Genomic DNA, 13,931 nt, shown 5'->3' on the forward strand with positions numbered 1-13,931 from the left:
CTACAAGTCTATTTCGTTATGGCTTGTAGACATTTTTTGTTTTCTGAAGAAATAGTTTGCTGGCTGTAACAAGCAGAATCGTTCGTACAAAATTATTGGAGAGTGGACAGCTGTGGTTTCATCTATTAAAAGATTTTTAATTGGAAGGCCGTTAAAATCAACTGAGTTAGGAGAGCAAAAGCTTAATAAAACGAAGGCGCTAGCCATTCTATCTTCTGACGCATTGTCATCAGTTGCTTACGGTCCAGAGCAAATTTTAATTGCTTTAGCAGGTGTTGGAGCGATCGCTTATTGGTATTCCATTCCGATCGCTGTTGGGGTATTAGTATTATTGACAGCCCTTATTTTATCTTATCGTCAAATTATTTTTGCTTATCCGCATGGCGGGGGCGCGTATGTTGTATCAAAAGAAAATTTAGGGATGAATCCAGGCTTAATTGCTGGAGGATCTTTATTAGTTGACTATATTTTAACTGTTGCGGTAAGTGTGTCTGCAGGTACAGATGCGCTCACATCTGCTTTTCCTAGTTTACATGCACATAATGTAATCATTGCGATTATATTTGTTATATTTATTACCATCTTAAATTTAAGAGGTGTAACGGAATCAGCTTCCGTTTTAGCATATCCTGTTTATTTATTCGTTTTGGCACTATTTATATTAATTGGTGTAGGGATATACAATATTTTAACGGGGCACGTGTCACCAACTTTACACACGCCGATTGGAACACCAGTTGCAGGAATTAGTTTGTTTTTACTGTTACGAGCATTTGCATCAGGTAGTTCTGCTTTAACAGGTGTTGAAGCAATTTCAAATGCAATTCCGAACTTTAAAGATCCTGCGCCAAACAATGCTGCAAAAACATTGCTTGCAATGGGTGCATTACTTGCTGTGTTATTTTCAGGAATTGTATTTTTAGCTTATTATTACGGAGTGACTCCGAGTAAAGAAGTAACAGTTGTTTCTCAAATTGCTGAACAAACATTTGGACGTAATTTCATGTACTATTTCATACAAGGTACAACAGCTTTAATATTAATTCTTGCTGCTAATACAGGCTATTCTGCATTTCCGCTATTAGCAGTTAACCTTGCAAAAGATAAGTTTATACCAAGAATGTTTACGATTAGAGGAGACCGCCTAGGTTACTCAAATGGAATTATTATACTTGGAATCGCATCGATTATTTTAATTGTAGCTTTCCAAGGGCAAACAGAGCATTTAATTCCGTTATATGCAGTAGGTGTATTTATTCCATTTACCCTTTCTCAAAGTGGTATGGTATTAAAATGGCTTCGTGAAAAACCGGAAGGATGGGCTTTACGATTAACGGTCAATTTAATTGGTGCAGTCATTAGTTTTATCGTAATGAGTATGTTCTTTTTAACTAAATTTGCACAAGTTTGGTCAATCCTTATTTTCTTACCTGCTATTATCTTCTTGTTCCACCGAATTAAGAAGCATTATGATGCAGTAGGAGACCAACTAAGTTTAAAAACTTGTGAACGGATTATTCCGATTGAAGGAAATGTAATTGTCGTTCCAGTAGCTGGTATGACACATGTAGTAGAAAATTCATTGAACTATGCGAAATCGCTTTCGGCAGATCAAGTTATCGCCGTATATGTTGCTTTTGACAGAGAAGAGGAAAAGAAATTTGAAGAGAAATGGAAGAAGTGGCAACCTGAAGTAAGGCTTGTTACCTTACATTCTCATTATAGAAGTATTATTCAGCCGCTAACGAAGTTTATCGATACAGTGCAATATAAGGCGAGTGAATCGAATTACCGTGTTACGGTCGTTATACCACAGTTTATTCCCAAAAAAGGTTGGCATAACATTCTTCATAATCAATCCAGTTTACTCATACGTGCGTATTTACTTTATAAAAGAAATGTTGTTATTACGACAGTTCCATATCATTTGAAAAAATAAGGAAATTTTTTAAGGATAGCTTCGCGAAAATGAAGCTATCCTTTTTGTGTATATGCTATGCATAATTGCATACGAGTTAAAAAGATATATCAATATAATTTTCGTATCTATGAGTAAGTAGAGGTTTTTCTTGTGATATATGGATATTTCAATTGAAAAAGTAAAGCGGATTATATTTTGAAATAAAGACATGAAAGTTTGAAAATAAAGGGAATGAAAATACTTCTTTACGTTATATAAATAGCTGTGTTTAAATGACCTTACAGTACAAAACTTACATGGAAACAAAACGAAATTTCATATTTACGTACGTTATTTAGTTTAAAATGAATAATATTTTTATGTAATATATTCACTGTGTGAATGTGGAAATTGCTATAAAATAGAAATTTTATACAATGTTATTCATACTAATCAAATATGAAAAGTTTTATAACGATAAGTAAGTACTGTAGCAATAAAATTTGGGAGAGATGGTTCGTGCGTGAATCGCGGTGAGGACGTTCTCTATTTTAACCATCTCAAACTATGTACAAGAAAATAGAATAATAAAATGCGATAGTAATAGTTGCTAATACATAGGAGGAGTTAAAGTGAAAAAGACTTTAATTACAGGGTTATTGGTTACAGCAGTATCTACGAGTTGCTTCATTCCTGTAAGCGCTTACGCTAAGGAGGGGCAAACAGAAGTGAAAACAGTATATGCACAAAATGTAATTGCTCCAAATACATTATCCAATTCAATTAGAATGTTAGGATCACAGTCACCGCTTATACAAGCATATGGACTAGTTATTTTACAACAGCCAGACATTAAGGTAAACGCGATGAGTAGTTTAACGAATCATCAAAAGTTTGCAAAGGCAAATGTAAGAGAGTGGATTGATGAATATAATCCGAAGCTCATTGACTTAAATCAAGAGATGATGAGATATAGTATTAGATTTAACAGTTATTACAGTAAGCTCTATGAACTAGCAGGAAACATAAATGAAGATGAACAATCAAAAGCAGATTTTACAAATGCATATGGAAAACTGCAATTGCAAGTACAAAGCATCCAAGAGAGTATGGAGCAAGATTTATTAGAGTTAAATCGATTTAAAACGGTATTGGACAAAGATAGTAATAACTTATCAATTAAAGCTGATGAAGCAATAAAAACACTGCAAGGATCAAGTGGAGATATTGTGAAATTAAGAGAAGATATTAAAAGAATTCAAGGGGAAATTCAAGCTGAATTAACGACTATTTTGAATAGACCTCAAGAAATTATTAAAGGTTCTATTAATATCGGTAAACAAGTATTTACAATTACAAATCAAACTGCACAAACGAAAACAATTGATTTTGTTTCTATCGGTACTTTAAGTAATGAAATTGTAAATGCTGCCGATAGTCAAACGAGAGAAGCGGCTCTTCGTATTCAGCAAAAACAAAAAGAGCTCCTACCACTTATTCAAAAATTATCACAAACTGAAGCAGAGGCGACACAAATTACATTCGTTGAAGATCAAGTAAGTAGCTTTACAGAACTAATTGACCGTCAAATTACAACTTTAGAAACGTTATTAACGGATTGGAAAGTTTTAAACAACAATATGATCCAAATTCAAAAGAATGTTGAAGAAGGCACATATACAGACAGTAGTTTACTTCAAAAACATTTCAATCAAATTAAAAAAGTTAGTGATGAAATGAATAAACAAACAAATCAATTTGAAGATTACGTTACAAACGTTGAAGTACATTAAAAATAAGTAACGATATAGGGAGAGAAGAAAAATGACAAAAAAACCTTATAAAGTAATGGCTCTATCAGCACTTATGGCAGTATTTGCAGCAGGAAACATTATGCCAGCCCATACGTATGCAGCTGAAAGTACAGTGAAACAAGTTCCAGTTCATGCGACCGCAAAAACTTATAATGACTATGAAGAATATTCATTAGGACCAGAAGGCTTAAAAGATGCAATGGAAAGAACAGGTTCAAACGCTTTAGTAATGGATCTATACGCTTTAACAATCATTAAACAAGGTAATGTTAACTTTGGAAATGTATCGACTGTTGATGCTGCTTTAAAAGGAAAAGTGATTCAGCACCAGGATACAGCTAGAGGAAATGCGAAGCAATGGTTAGATGTATTGAAGCCACAGCTTATTTCAACGAATCAAAATATCATTAACTACAATACGAAATTCCAAAACTATTATGATACTTTAGTTGCTGCGGTTGATGCAAAAGATAAAGCGACGCTTACGAAAGGATTAACTAGATTATCAAGTAGTATTAATGAAAATAAAGCACAAGTAGACCAATTAGTAGAAGACTTGAAGAAATTCCGAAATAAAATGACTTCGGATACGCAAAACTTCAAGGGTGATGCAAATCAAATCACATCTATTTTAGCTAGTCAAGATGCAGGGATTCCGCTATTGCAAAATCAGATTACAACGTACAATGAAGCAATTAGTAAATATAATGCAATTATTATCGGTTCATCTGTTGCGACAGCTCTAGGACCAATTGCAATTATTGGTGGTGCAGTAGTTATTGCGACAGGTGCAGGAACGCCGCTAGGAGTCGCATTAATTGCAGGAGGCGCAGCGGCTGTGGGCGGTGGCACAGCTGGAATCGTATTAGCGAAGAAAGAGCTTGATAATGCACAAGCGGAAATTCAAAAAATAACTGGACAAATTACAACTGCTCAATTAGAGGTAGCAGGATTAACAAACATTAAAACACAAACGGAGTATTTAACAAATACAATTGATACTGCTATTACAGCGTTGCAAAACATTTCAAATCAATGGTATACAATGGGATCAAAATACAATTCTTTACTTCAAAATGTAGATTCAATTAGTCCGAACGACCTTGTTTTCATTAAAGAAGATTTAAACATTGCGAAAGATAGCTGGAAAAACATTAAAGACTATGCAGAAAAGATTTATGCTGAAGATATTAAAGTAGTAGATACGAAAAAAGCATAATTGAATACGAATCGTTAGAGCGTTAAGTGTTGATGAATGATTTGAAGCTCCTGTTCAGTTGTGAGCAGGAGCTTTTGATATCCTTATAAAGAGAATAGGTGAAAAATATGCAGAAACGATTTTATAAAAAATGTCTTTTAGCGGTAATGATTGCTGGGGTGGCAACGAGTAACGCATTTCCTTTATATCCTTTTGCAGCAGAACAAAATGTAAAGGTGCTACAAGAAAATGTGAAAAACTATTCCCTTGGACCAGCTGGATTCCAAGATGTAATGGCACAAACGACATCGAGTATATTTGCAATGGATTCATATGCAAAATTAATTCAAAATCAACAAGAGACGGATTTAAGTAAAATAAGTTCGATTAATAGTGAATTTAAAGGGAATATGATTCAGCATCAAAGAGATGCAAAAATTAATGCAACATATTGGTTAAATAATATGAAGCCTCAAATTATGAAAACGGATCAAAATATTATAAATTACAATAATACTTTTCAATCGTATTATAATGACATGTTAATAGCGATTGATCAAAAGGATAGCGGAAAATTAAAAGCGGATTTAGAAAAGTTGTATGCGGATATTGTAAAGAATCAAAATGAGGTAGATGGATTATTAGGGAATTTGAAAGCTTTTCGCGATAGAATGGCGAAAGATACAAATAGTTTCAAAGAAGATACAAATCAGTTAACATCGATATTGGCAAGTACGAATGCTGGTATTCCAGCTCTAGAGCAACAAATAAATACATATAACGATTCGATTAAAAAGAGTAATGATATGGTCATTGCTGGTGGCGTACTTTGCGTAGCGCTAATAACATGTCTTGCTGGCGGGCCGATGATTGCGGTTGCGAAAAAAGATATCGCAAATGCAGAAAGAGAAATCGCCAATTTAAAAGATAGAATTTCAGGAGCACAAGCAGAAGTCGCAATTTTAACGGATGTAAAAAATAAAACAACAAATATGACCGAAACGATCGATGCAGCAATTACAGCACTACAAAACATATCAAATCAATGGTATACAGTTGGTGCAAAATACAATAATTTACTACAAAACGTAAAAGGAATTAGTCCGGAAGAGTTTACGTTTATAAAAGAAGATTTACGTACAGCGAAAGATAGCTGGAAAGATGTAAAGGATTATACAGAAAAATTACATGAAGGTGTGGCAAAGTAAACAGTGGACTAGTTCTGCTGTTTATTTTTTTATCTTGTTTTTTGTGAGAGTTGAACTTGTAATTTTATATATAAGTTTTCATGTGTTTTATCCATGAGGCTTTGGGGTAATATTTAGTCAAATTGATACTAATAACCTAGATAAATTTCTGATCAAGCCTTTTATATGTAATGTTTTAATGAAAAAAGCTATACTGTAAGCAAAACTAAAAAATTGGAAAGGAAATACTAGAACATGGAAAATTATTTATTGTTTATCCTTACAGCAATGCTAATTATAATAATGCCTGGTCCTGGTTTCGCACTAGTTACAAAAAATACTATCTCGTATGGCACAAATGGTGGAATAAAGACTGTCTTAGGAACGATATCTGGAATGATGATTCATACAATAATGGCTACGCTAGGACTCTCGGCCATTCTAATGAAATTTTCTATGTTATTTATATTTATTAAATATGCTGGGGCTTTGTATTTAATTTACTTAGCTGTAAAGTCAATTAAAAGTGCTTTTTCTAAAAAAGAAGATATGCCAGTTTCCGTGGAAATGAACGCTAAGGATATTGGGACGATTAAAAGTTTTAGACAAGGATTTACAACGGCAATCTTAAACCCAAAAACTGCTGTATTTTTCCTAAGCTTTCTCCCACAATTTATTGTGGGTAATCAAAGTCATTTCTTCCAATTTCTTTTGTTAGGACTCACATTTACGACTTTGACCGCAATATGGTATTTGCTTTATATCTCGCTAATACGTCAATTAAGAACTTTTTTAAGAAAAGAACGAGTGAACCGTATAATGGAGGGGATTACGGGCACAGTACTATTAGTATTTGGAGTTAGATTATTTTTCCAAAAATAAAGATGTAAAAAAACCACAGTTTACATCTAAACTGTGGTTTTTTGAAGTGCAAGGAATTACACAAATCATTAGTCGCTATCTAACTTGTAATCCCCATTTATTAATATTTATTTCAAATTTTTTAACTCTGCAACAGAAATAAGTCTAGTTTAGAATGAAAGTAATGCAATTGTTTAACATATGTATCGCCATAACATATGCAATGGATCTCTTAGAAATAAGATAAGCCGCAGTAAGTATCACCGAGCCAGGTAAATAAATAGCAATATCCGAAAGCTGGTTCGTATGAAGAACTGTAAAAATTATAATCGAAATGATAGATGCAATTGCGGTACCAATGTAATGTGAAAAACGATTTAATAATATATGACGAAACACAATTTCTTCAATTATTGGGCCGAGAATACCAAATACAAGCAATGTAAATATAAGAGGTACCTCCACGCCTTTTTCAAGGAGCTGTTCTTGGTTCTCTGGTTGATCAGTTGCTAGAAAATGCATAACAGCCTGTTCTACAATTACCGTAAATAAAACCACCATAGGAATACTTACTATTTTTAGAATTGTTTTCTCTTTGAAATAAGTAAAACTTTCAATAATTTCTTTTCTAAAGAAGATGATTCCTACAACAGCAGGTACAGTCAAACCGATGGCACTAAGAGCAAAGTCTGACTCAACTAAATTGCTGTTAGTTAAAAGTGATATGCCAAATAATATGAACAAACCAATTTGAAGTAGTGCAAACAGTGTATAAATTATTAGCATAATAATTTCTTTTTTGTTCATTTTTATAAAGTTCACTTTATTGCCCCCATAATTAAATTACTTATAATCTTTAATTTTTCTTTCTGCATAACGTTCTCCTTTATTTATACAAGATTTTAAACCGGACGGTTCGGTCCGGAATCTAATGATACTATAAGTTTTTAGTTTTTTAAACCCTTTTTACAAAGTATTAACAAAATCAAAATGGTAAAAAAGCAAATATATTTATATCTCAGTTTCTTTGTTGCAATTTAATTCCAGTAATCATTAATGATTAACCTTTTAATAGAATGAAGTGAGAGTGGGAGTAGTTTAAACCCTTTAGCTAAACATATTAATAAAAACTATATAATAGTCATATGTCTATACACTAAAATTAACTATATAATTTTTACATGTTCTACGATTTTAGGTAAAATTAGTTGTATAACATGACCGAATTAAACAATTGGTCATGTTTCTTTTGACAGAAAATTCATTCGGATGATATAGATAATGAATTTTGACTAACCTCTTTTCAAACTGTATTGTTTGAGGTTTTCACAAGGTAGGAGTGATACTATATTTCTGTACCAAACTTATTTATACTTACAATAAAAAATTATTTGGGATATTAAGCTCGTTTTTATTAGGAGGATTAAAAAGCATGACTAAAGTTGATAAGATAAAAGAAAAAATTATTGAAACATCTTTATATTTATTTAATACTAATGGGATAACTCGCACATCCATCCAGGATATAATGACAGCTACTGAACTGCCTAAAGGATCTATTTATCGTAGATTCAAAAATAAAGAAGAAATTGTTCTTGCTGCCTACGATAAAAGTGGTGAGATTATGTGGAGTCATTTTCATAAAGCAATGGAAAATAAAAAGACAGCAATCGATAAAATTCTTGCAATTTTCCTTGTATATCAAGATGCAGCTAACAATCCACCTATTGCTGGAGGCTGTCCATTGCTTAATAGTGCAATAGAAAGTACGGGAGTATTTCCAGAATTACAAAAAGCTGCAGCACAAGGTTATGATAATACAGTAATGTTAATGGCTTCTCTCATAAAAGAAGGAATAGAGAAACAAGAACTTAAAGAAGATATAGATATTATATCACTCGCTTCTTTTCTTTCATCTTCAATGGAGGGGGCTATTATGGCAAGTCGAGTATCTAACGATAATATACACCATCATTATTTTATTGAACAAATAAAACATCATCTTTTCTCTTATTCTAAATAAGTGAGAACTTACATTGCTTTCATCCAATTTTTATAGACTTAAATTGAATAAACACCCCTCATAAAATGTATCTTCTGTTTATGAGGGGTGTTTGAATAGCTTTTTAGACGATGTTTCATATTTCTTATTGGACGGCTTTGTTATCGTTACTATAGAAAAAGCAATAAAAAAGGAATTACATATAAATCGATTTATATGTTTCAAGTGTATCTATATTGAGTTTGTAAATCTACACAATAAGGTTTCGTTGTATATAATAAATGTAATAGAAGTTCAGGTAGATAAAATTCGATAGTCGAAATTTCTTGCATAAAGCTGTATAATGCTTGTAACGAAAAGGAAATGCAGGAAAGGATATGTAATGAGTTACTATGGATAAAGATAAACAACAATTAAGTGTCGAAGTTGCAAGATTATATTATCAATCAGATTATAGTCAGCAAGAAATTGCTAATAAATTAAATATTTCAAGACCGACGATCTCTAGATTATTAAAGTACGCGAAAGAAAAAGGATTTGTCCAAATTAGTATAGCTGATCCATTTGCTGATTTAGATAACGTTGGAAATTTACTGAAAGAAAAGTACAACTTGTTAGAGGCGCATGTCGTATTTTCACCAGTTCCAGAATATGCAACGATTACAGAGTATATAAGTAAATATGCTGCTGAGTATATGGAAAAGACGGTTAAAAATGGTGATATCGTTGGTGTAAGCTGGGGAATGACGATGTATGAAATCGCTAGAAAAATCGTACCGCAACATGTAAAAGGTGTAGAAGTTGTCCAGCTAAAAGGTGGTATTAGTCATTCGAGTGTAAATACATATGCCAATGAGACGATAGCTTTATTTGCAGATGCTTTTCAAACGACGCCAAGAAATCTACCTCTTCCAGTTATATTTGATAATGCAGTGACAAAAGAATTAGTAGAGCAGGATCGACATATTCATCACATTATCGAAATGGGGAAACAAGCGAATATTGCAATTTTCACTGTAGGAACAGTGCGAGACGAAGCGCTATTATTCCGATTAGGTTATTTCGATAAGGATGAAACGAGTCTACTCAAAAAACAATCGGTCGGTGACATTTGTTCACGTTTCTTTGATGGAGACGGAAATATTAGTAGCGAAGAGATTAATAAGCGGACAATTGGAATTGAGTTAGAGGAACTGAAATTAAAGAAACGCTCTATTTTAGTTGCAGGTGGTAATAGAAAAATAAAAGCAATTCATGGTGCGTTACGTGGCGGGTATGCAAATGTATTAATTATCGATCAGCATACAGCAAAAGAACTGTTGCATTATGAAAAAGGTTAGAAATAAAAGGCGTTCTCAAGATGTTAATTTTGAGAACGCCTTTTATTTGGTTATGTATGAATGATAGGAGTCTTTTTTGAACACAAATTGCCTTTTTAAAAATAATTATGGATATGGAGATACATACTACCATTGTTAACGTAAAAAATTTGATTATATATGAAGTGTTCTTTGTTAGAATGAGCTTTATTTACTGCAAGAAAATTCCTTTTTAAAAAGAATGAACAAAATTTCAAAAGTGTATTTACATTTGTTCAACTAAGAGTTAGAATGAAGTTGTTAAAAGATATGAGGAGTGAAGATAATGAATATTGCAAAGTTAATTGACCATACAATTTTAAAAGCTAATACTACAAAAGAAGATGTTATGAAAGTAATCGAAGAAGCAAAGGAATATAAATTCGCTTCTGTTTGTATTAATCCTACATGGGTAAAGCTAGCTGCTGAAGAACTAGCTGGACATGATGTAGATGTTTGTACTGTAATCGGTTTCCCATTAGGAGCAAGCACGACTGAAACAAAAGCTTTCGAAACAAAAGATGCTATCGCAAAAGGAGCAACGGAAGTTGATATGGTAATCAACGTAGGTGCTTTAAAAGATGGCGACAACGAACTTGTTGAAAAAGACATTTATGAAGTAGTACAAGCAGCAAAAGGAAAAGCTCTTGTAAAAGTAATCATTGAAACTTGCTTATTAACAGATGAAGAGAAAGTACGCGCTTGTGAATTATCAGTAAAAGCTGGTGCTGATTTCGTAAAAACTTCAACTGGATTCTCAACTGGCGGAGCAACTGCTGAAGATATCGCATTAATGCGCAAAACAGTAGGACCAAACGTTGGTGTAAAAGCATCTGGTGGCGTTCGTACACGTGAAGATGCAGACAAAATGGTAGCGGCTGGAGCTTCTCGCGTTGGAGCAAGTGCTAGTGTTGCAATCGTATTAAATGATGCAAAAGGTGCTACAGATAACTACTAATCATTAATGAAGTCAAAAGCAATAGATACACAAAGTAAAGTGTATCTATTGCTTTAACAATTGAAAGAATGTAAGCGGATACGGATGGGAGGAGACGGCTTATGAAATACTTAATCGGTATTTTTGGCCTCGTATTGATTTTAGGTATCGCTTGGCTTGCTAGTAATGATAGAAAGAAAGTCAAATATCGCCCAATCATAACGATGGTTATATTACAATTCATTTTGGGATTTTTATTATTAAATACAAGTATAGGGAATATATTAATTAGCGGAATAGCAGATGGTTTTGGAGAGCTATTAAAATATGCCGCTGACGGTGTGAATTTCGTATTTGGTGGATTAGTAAATCAAAAAGAGTTTTCGTTCTTTTTAAGTGTATTAATGCCAATCGTATTTATCTCAGCTTTAATCGGTATTTTGCAGCACATTAAAGTATTACCTATTATTGTGAAATCTATCGGTCTAGCATTAAGTAAAGTAAATGGAATGGGGAAACTAGAATCATATAATGCTGTTGCTTCTGCGATTTTAGGACAATCTGAAGTATTTATTTCAGTTAAGAAACAATTAGGGTTATTGCCAGAGAAAAGAATGTATACATTATGTGCATCAGCAATGTCTACCGTTTCTATGTCTATCGTTGGATCGTATATGGTGTTATTAAAACCACAATATGTTGTAACCGCTTTAGTGCTTAACTTATTCGGTGGCTTCATCATTGCTTCTATCATTAACCCGTATGAAGTGACTGAAGAAGAAGATATGTTAGAAGTACAAGAAGAAGAGAAAAAGACTTTCTTTGAAGTATTAGGGGAATACATTATAGATGGATTTAAAGTTGCGATTACAGTAGCAGCTATGTTAATTGGTTTCGTTGCTCTTATCGCATTCATAAATGCCGTATTTAAAGGTGTAATCGGTATTTCATTCCAAGAAATACTCGGTTATGTATTTGCGCCATTTGCATTTATTATGGGTGTACCTTGGCATGAAGCAGTTAATGCCGGAAATATTATGGCAACAAAATTAGTATCAAATGAATTTGTCGCTATGACAGATTTAGCACAAGGAAACTTTAATTTCTCAGATAGAACGACAGCGATTATATCTGTATTCTTAGTTTCATTTGCAAACTTCTCTTCAATTGGAATTATTGCAGGAGCGGTTAAGAGCTTAAATGAAAAGCAAGGGAATGTAGTCGCAAGATTTGGTCTGAAATTACTTTTCGGTGCAACATTAGTAAGTTTCTTATCAGCAACAATCGTAGGCTTATTATTTTAATAGATTCATATCATATAAAAAGGAATGGTGATTGTAATGAGAATGGTAGATATTATTGCGAAAAAACGTGACGGTAAAGAATTAACGACTGAAGAAATCAAATTCTTTATTAATGGATATACAAACGGAAGTATTCCTGATTATCAAGTAAGTGCACTTGCAATGGCAATCTTCTTTAAAGATATGACAGATCGCGAACGTGCAGATTTAACGATGGCAATGGTGGAGTCCGGAGAAACAATCGACTTATCAGCAATTGAAGGAATTAAAGTAGACAAACATTCAACTGGCGGTGTTGGTGATACAACAACATTAGTATTAGGACCATTAGTAGCTGCTTTAGATGTACCAGTAGCAAAAATGTCTGGTCGTGGTTTAGGACATACGGGCGGAACAATTGATAAATTAGAAGCGGTAGAAGGATTCCACGTTGAAATTACGAAAGAGCAGTTCATTGATATTGTAAACCGTGACAAAGTAGCTGTTATTGGACAAACAGGAAACTTAACACCTGCGGATAAAAAAATCTATGCATTACGCGATGTAACAGGAACGGTTAACTCAATTCCTTTAATCGCAAGTTCAATTATGAGTAAAAAAATTGCAGCTGGTGCTGACGCAATCGTACTTGATGTAAAAACAGGTGCTGGCGCATTTATGAAAACAGAAGAAGATGCAAAAGAATTAGCGCATGCAATGGTACGTATCGGAAATAATGTAGGACGTCAAACTATGGCTGTTATTTCAGATATGTCACAACCACTTGGTTTTGCAATTGGTAACGCTCTAGAAGTGAAAGAAGCGATTGATACGTTAAAAGGTGAAGGTCCAGAAGATTTAACAGAATTAGTACTCGTATTAGGAAGTCAGATGGTCGTACTTGCGAAAAAAGCAAATACATTAGAAGAAGCTCGTGAAATGCTAATTGAAGTGATGAAGAACGGAAAAGCAACTGAGAAGTTTAAAGAGTTCTTAAGCAATCAAGGCGGAGATAGCTCAATTGTAGACAATCCAGAAAAAATGCCACAAGCGAAGTATGTAATTGATGTACCTGCTAAAACTTCAGGTGTTATTTCTAACATTGTTGCAGATGAAATCGGTATCGCAGCTATGCTACTTGGTGCTGGCCGTGCAACGAAAGAAGACGAAATTGATTTAGCGGTAGGACTAATGTTACGTAAAAAAGTGGGCGATGCAGTAAAAGAAGGCGAGCCATTCGTAACAATCTATGCAAATCGCGAAAATGTAGAAGATGTAAAAGCTAAAATTTATGAGAACATTTCTATCGCTGAAACAGCAGAGGCTCCTAAATTAGTGCATACAGTTATTACTGACTAATCATAAGTACACTTACTTTGAGGAGGAAATAA

The 13,931-nt window shown here is 33.4% G+C and carries 11 protein-coding genes; 10 read left to right on the plus strand and 1 reads right to left on the minus strand.

Annotated elements, in window-relative coordinates:
• Positions 1-112 precede the first annotated feature (112 nt).
• From AC2CGR_RS04505 to AC2CGR_RS04525, 5 genes are all read left to right on the plus strand, one after another.
• Entirely contained in the window at positions 113-1,939 is a 1,827-nt protein-coding gene (locus AC2CGR_RS04505; RefSeq protein ID WP_087965040.1) for an APC family permease, read from the plus strand.
• A gap of 593 nt (positions 1,940-2,532) precedes the next feature.
• The gene (gene nheA / locus AC2CGR_RS04510; RefSeq protein ID WP_046940657.1) at positions 2,533-3,693 is read left to right on the plus strand and encodes a non-hemolytic enterotoxin NHE subunit A; all 1,161 of its coding nucleotides are present in this window, start codon (positions 2,533-2,535) and stop codon (positions 3,691-3,693) included.
• 31 nt (positions 3,694-3,724) lie between these two features.
• Entirely contained in the window at positions 3,725-4,933 is a 1,209-nt protein-coding gene (gene nheB / locus AC2CGR_RS04515; protein ID WP_087965044.1) for a non-hemolytic enterotoxin NHE subunit B, read from the plus strand.
• 107 nt (positions 4,934-5,040) lie between these two features.
• Entirely contained in the window at positions 5,041-6,120 is a 1,080-nt protein-coding gene (gene nheC / locus AC2CGR_RS04520; RefSeq protein ID WP_087965046.1) for a non-hemolytic enterotoxin NHE subunit C, read from the plus strand.
• Positions 6,121-6,354: 234 nt separating this feature from the next.
• Positions 6,355-6,981, plus strand: a complete 627-nt coding sequence (locus tag AC2CGR_RS04525; protein WP_484480568.1) for a LysE family translocator — start codon at positions 6,355-6,357, stop codon at positions 6,979-6,981.
• 144 nt (positions 6,982-7,125) lie between these two features.
• On the opposite strand, the gene AC2CGR_RS04530 is transcribed toward AC2CGR_RS04525, so the two are convergent.
• A complete protein-coding gene (locus AC2CGR_RS04530; protein ID WP_087965048.1) occupies positions 7,126-7,782 on the minus strand; it encodes a CPBP family intramembrane glutamic endopeptidase in 657 nt (218 codons plus the stop codon).
• Positions 7,783-8,392: 610 nt separating this feature from the next.
• On the opposite strand from AC2CGR_RS04530, the gene AC2CGR_RS04535 reads away from it, so the two are divergent.
• The 5 genes from AC2CGR_RS04535 (at position 8,393) to AC2CGR_RS04555 (ending at position 13,899) form a co-directional block, all read left to right on the plus strand.
• Complete coding sequence (locus tag AC2CGR_RS04535; RefSeq protein ID WP_484480569.1) at positions 8,393-8,983, plus strand: TetR/AcrR family transcriptional regulator; 591 nt, start codon at positions 8,393-8,395, stop codon at positions 8,981-8,983.
• Between the two features lie 371 nt (positions 8,984-9,354).
• Complete coding sequence (gene deoR / locus AC2CGR_RS04540) at positions 9,355-10,302, plus strand: DNA-binding transcriptional repressor DeoR (RefSeq protein ID WP_071724314.1); 948 nt, start codon at positions 9,355-9,357, stop codon at positions 10,300-10,302.
• 304 nt (positions 10,303-10,606) lie between these two features.
• Positions 10,607-11,278, plus strand: a complete 672-nt coding sequence (deoC, locus tag AC2CGR_RS04545) for a deoxyribose-phosphate aldolase (protein WP_001017445.1) — start codon at positions 10,607-10,609, stop codon at positions 11,276-11,278.
• A gap of 101 nt (positions 11,279-11,379) precedes the next feature.
• Positions 11,380-12,561, plus strand: a complete 1,182-nt coding sequence (locus AC2CGR_RS04550; protein WP_000876168.1) for a NupC/NupG family nucleoside CNT transporter — start codon at positions 11,380-11,382, stop codon at positions 12,559-12,561.
• Between the two features lie 36 nt (positions 12,562-12,597).
• Positions 12,598-13,899 (plus strand): pyrimidine-nucleoside phosphorylase, encoded by a 1,302-nt coding sequence (locus tag AC2CGR_RS04555; protein WP_029440896.1) that lies wholly within the window; start codon positions 12,598-12,600, stop codon positions 13,897-13,899.
• The last annotated feature ends 32 nt before the right edge of the window (positions 13,900-13,931 follow it).

Source organism: Bacillus sp. LSHTCR4 (genome assembly GCF_057197025.1).

What these genes read in the sequence shown, in the direction of transcription:
- nheC (WP_087965046.1), top strand. Translation starts at nt 5,041, where the DNA reads ATGCAGAAACGATTTTATAAAAAATGTCTTTTAGCGGTAATGATTGCT.
- nheB (WP_087965044.1), top strand. Translation starts at nt 3,725, where the DNA reads ATGACAAAAAAACCTTATAAAGTAATGGCTCTATCAGCACTTATGGCA.
- deoR (WP_071724314.1), top strand. Translation starts at nt 9,355, where the DNA reads ATGGATAAAGATAAACAACAATTAAGTGTCGAAGTTGCAAGATTATAT.
- AC2CGR_RS04550 (WP_000876168.1), top strand. Translation starts at nt 11,380, where the DNA reads ATGAAATACTTAATCGGTATTTTTGGCCTCGTATTGATTTTAGGTATC.
- deoC (WP_001017445.1), top strand. Translation starts at nt 10,607, where the DNA reads ATGAATATTGCAAAGTTAATTGACCATACAATTTTAAAAGCTAATACT.
- AC2CGR_RS04555 (WP_029440896.1), top strand. Translation starts at nt 12,598, where the DNA reads ATGAGAATGGTAGATATTATTGCGAAAAAACGTGACGGTAAAGAATTA.
- AC2CGR_RS04525 (WP_484480568.1), top strand. Translation starts at nt 6,355, where the DNA reads ATGGAAAATTATTTATTGTTTATCCTTACAGCAATGCTAATTATAATA.
- AC2CGR_RS04535 (WP_484480569.1), top strand. Translation starts at nt 8,393, where the DNA reads ATGACTAAAGTTGATAAGATAAAAGAAAAAATTATTGAAACATCTTTA.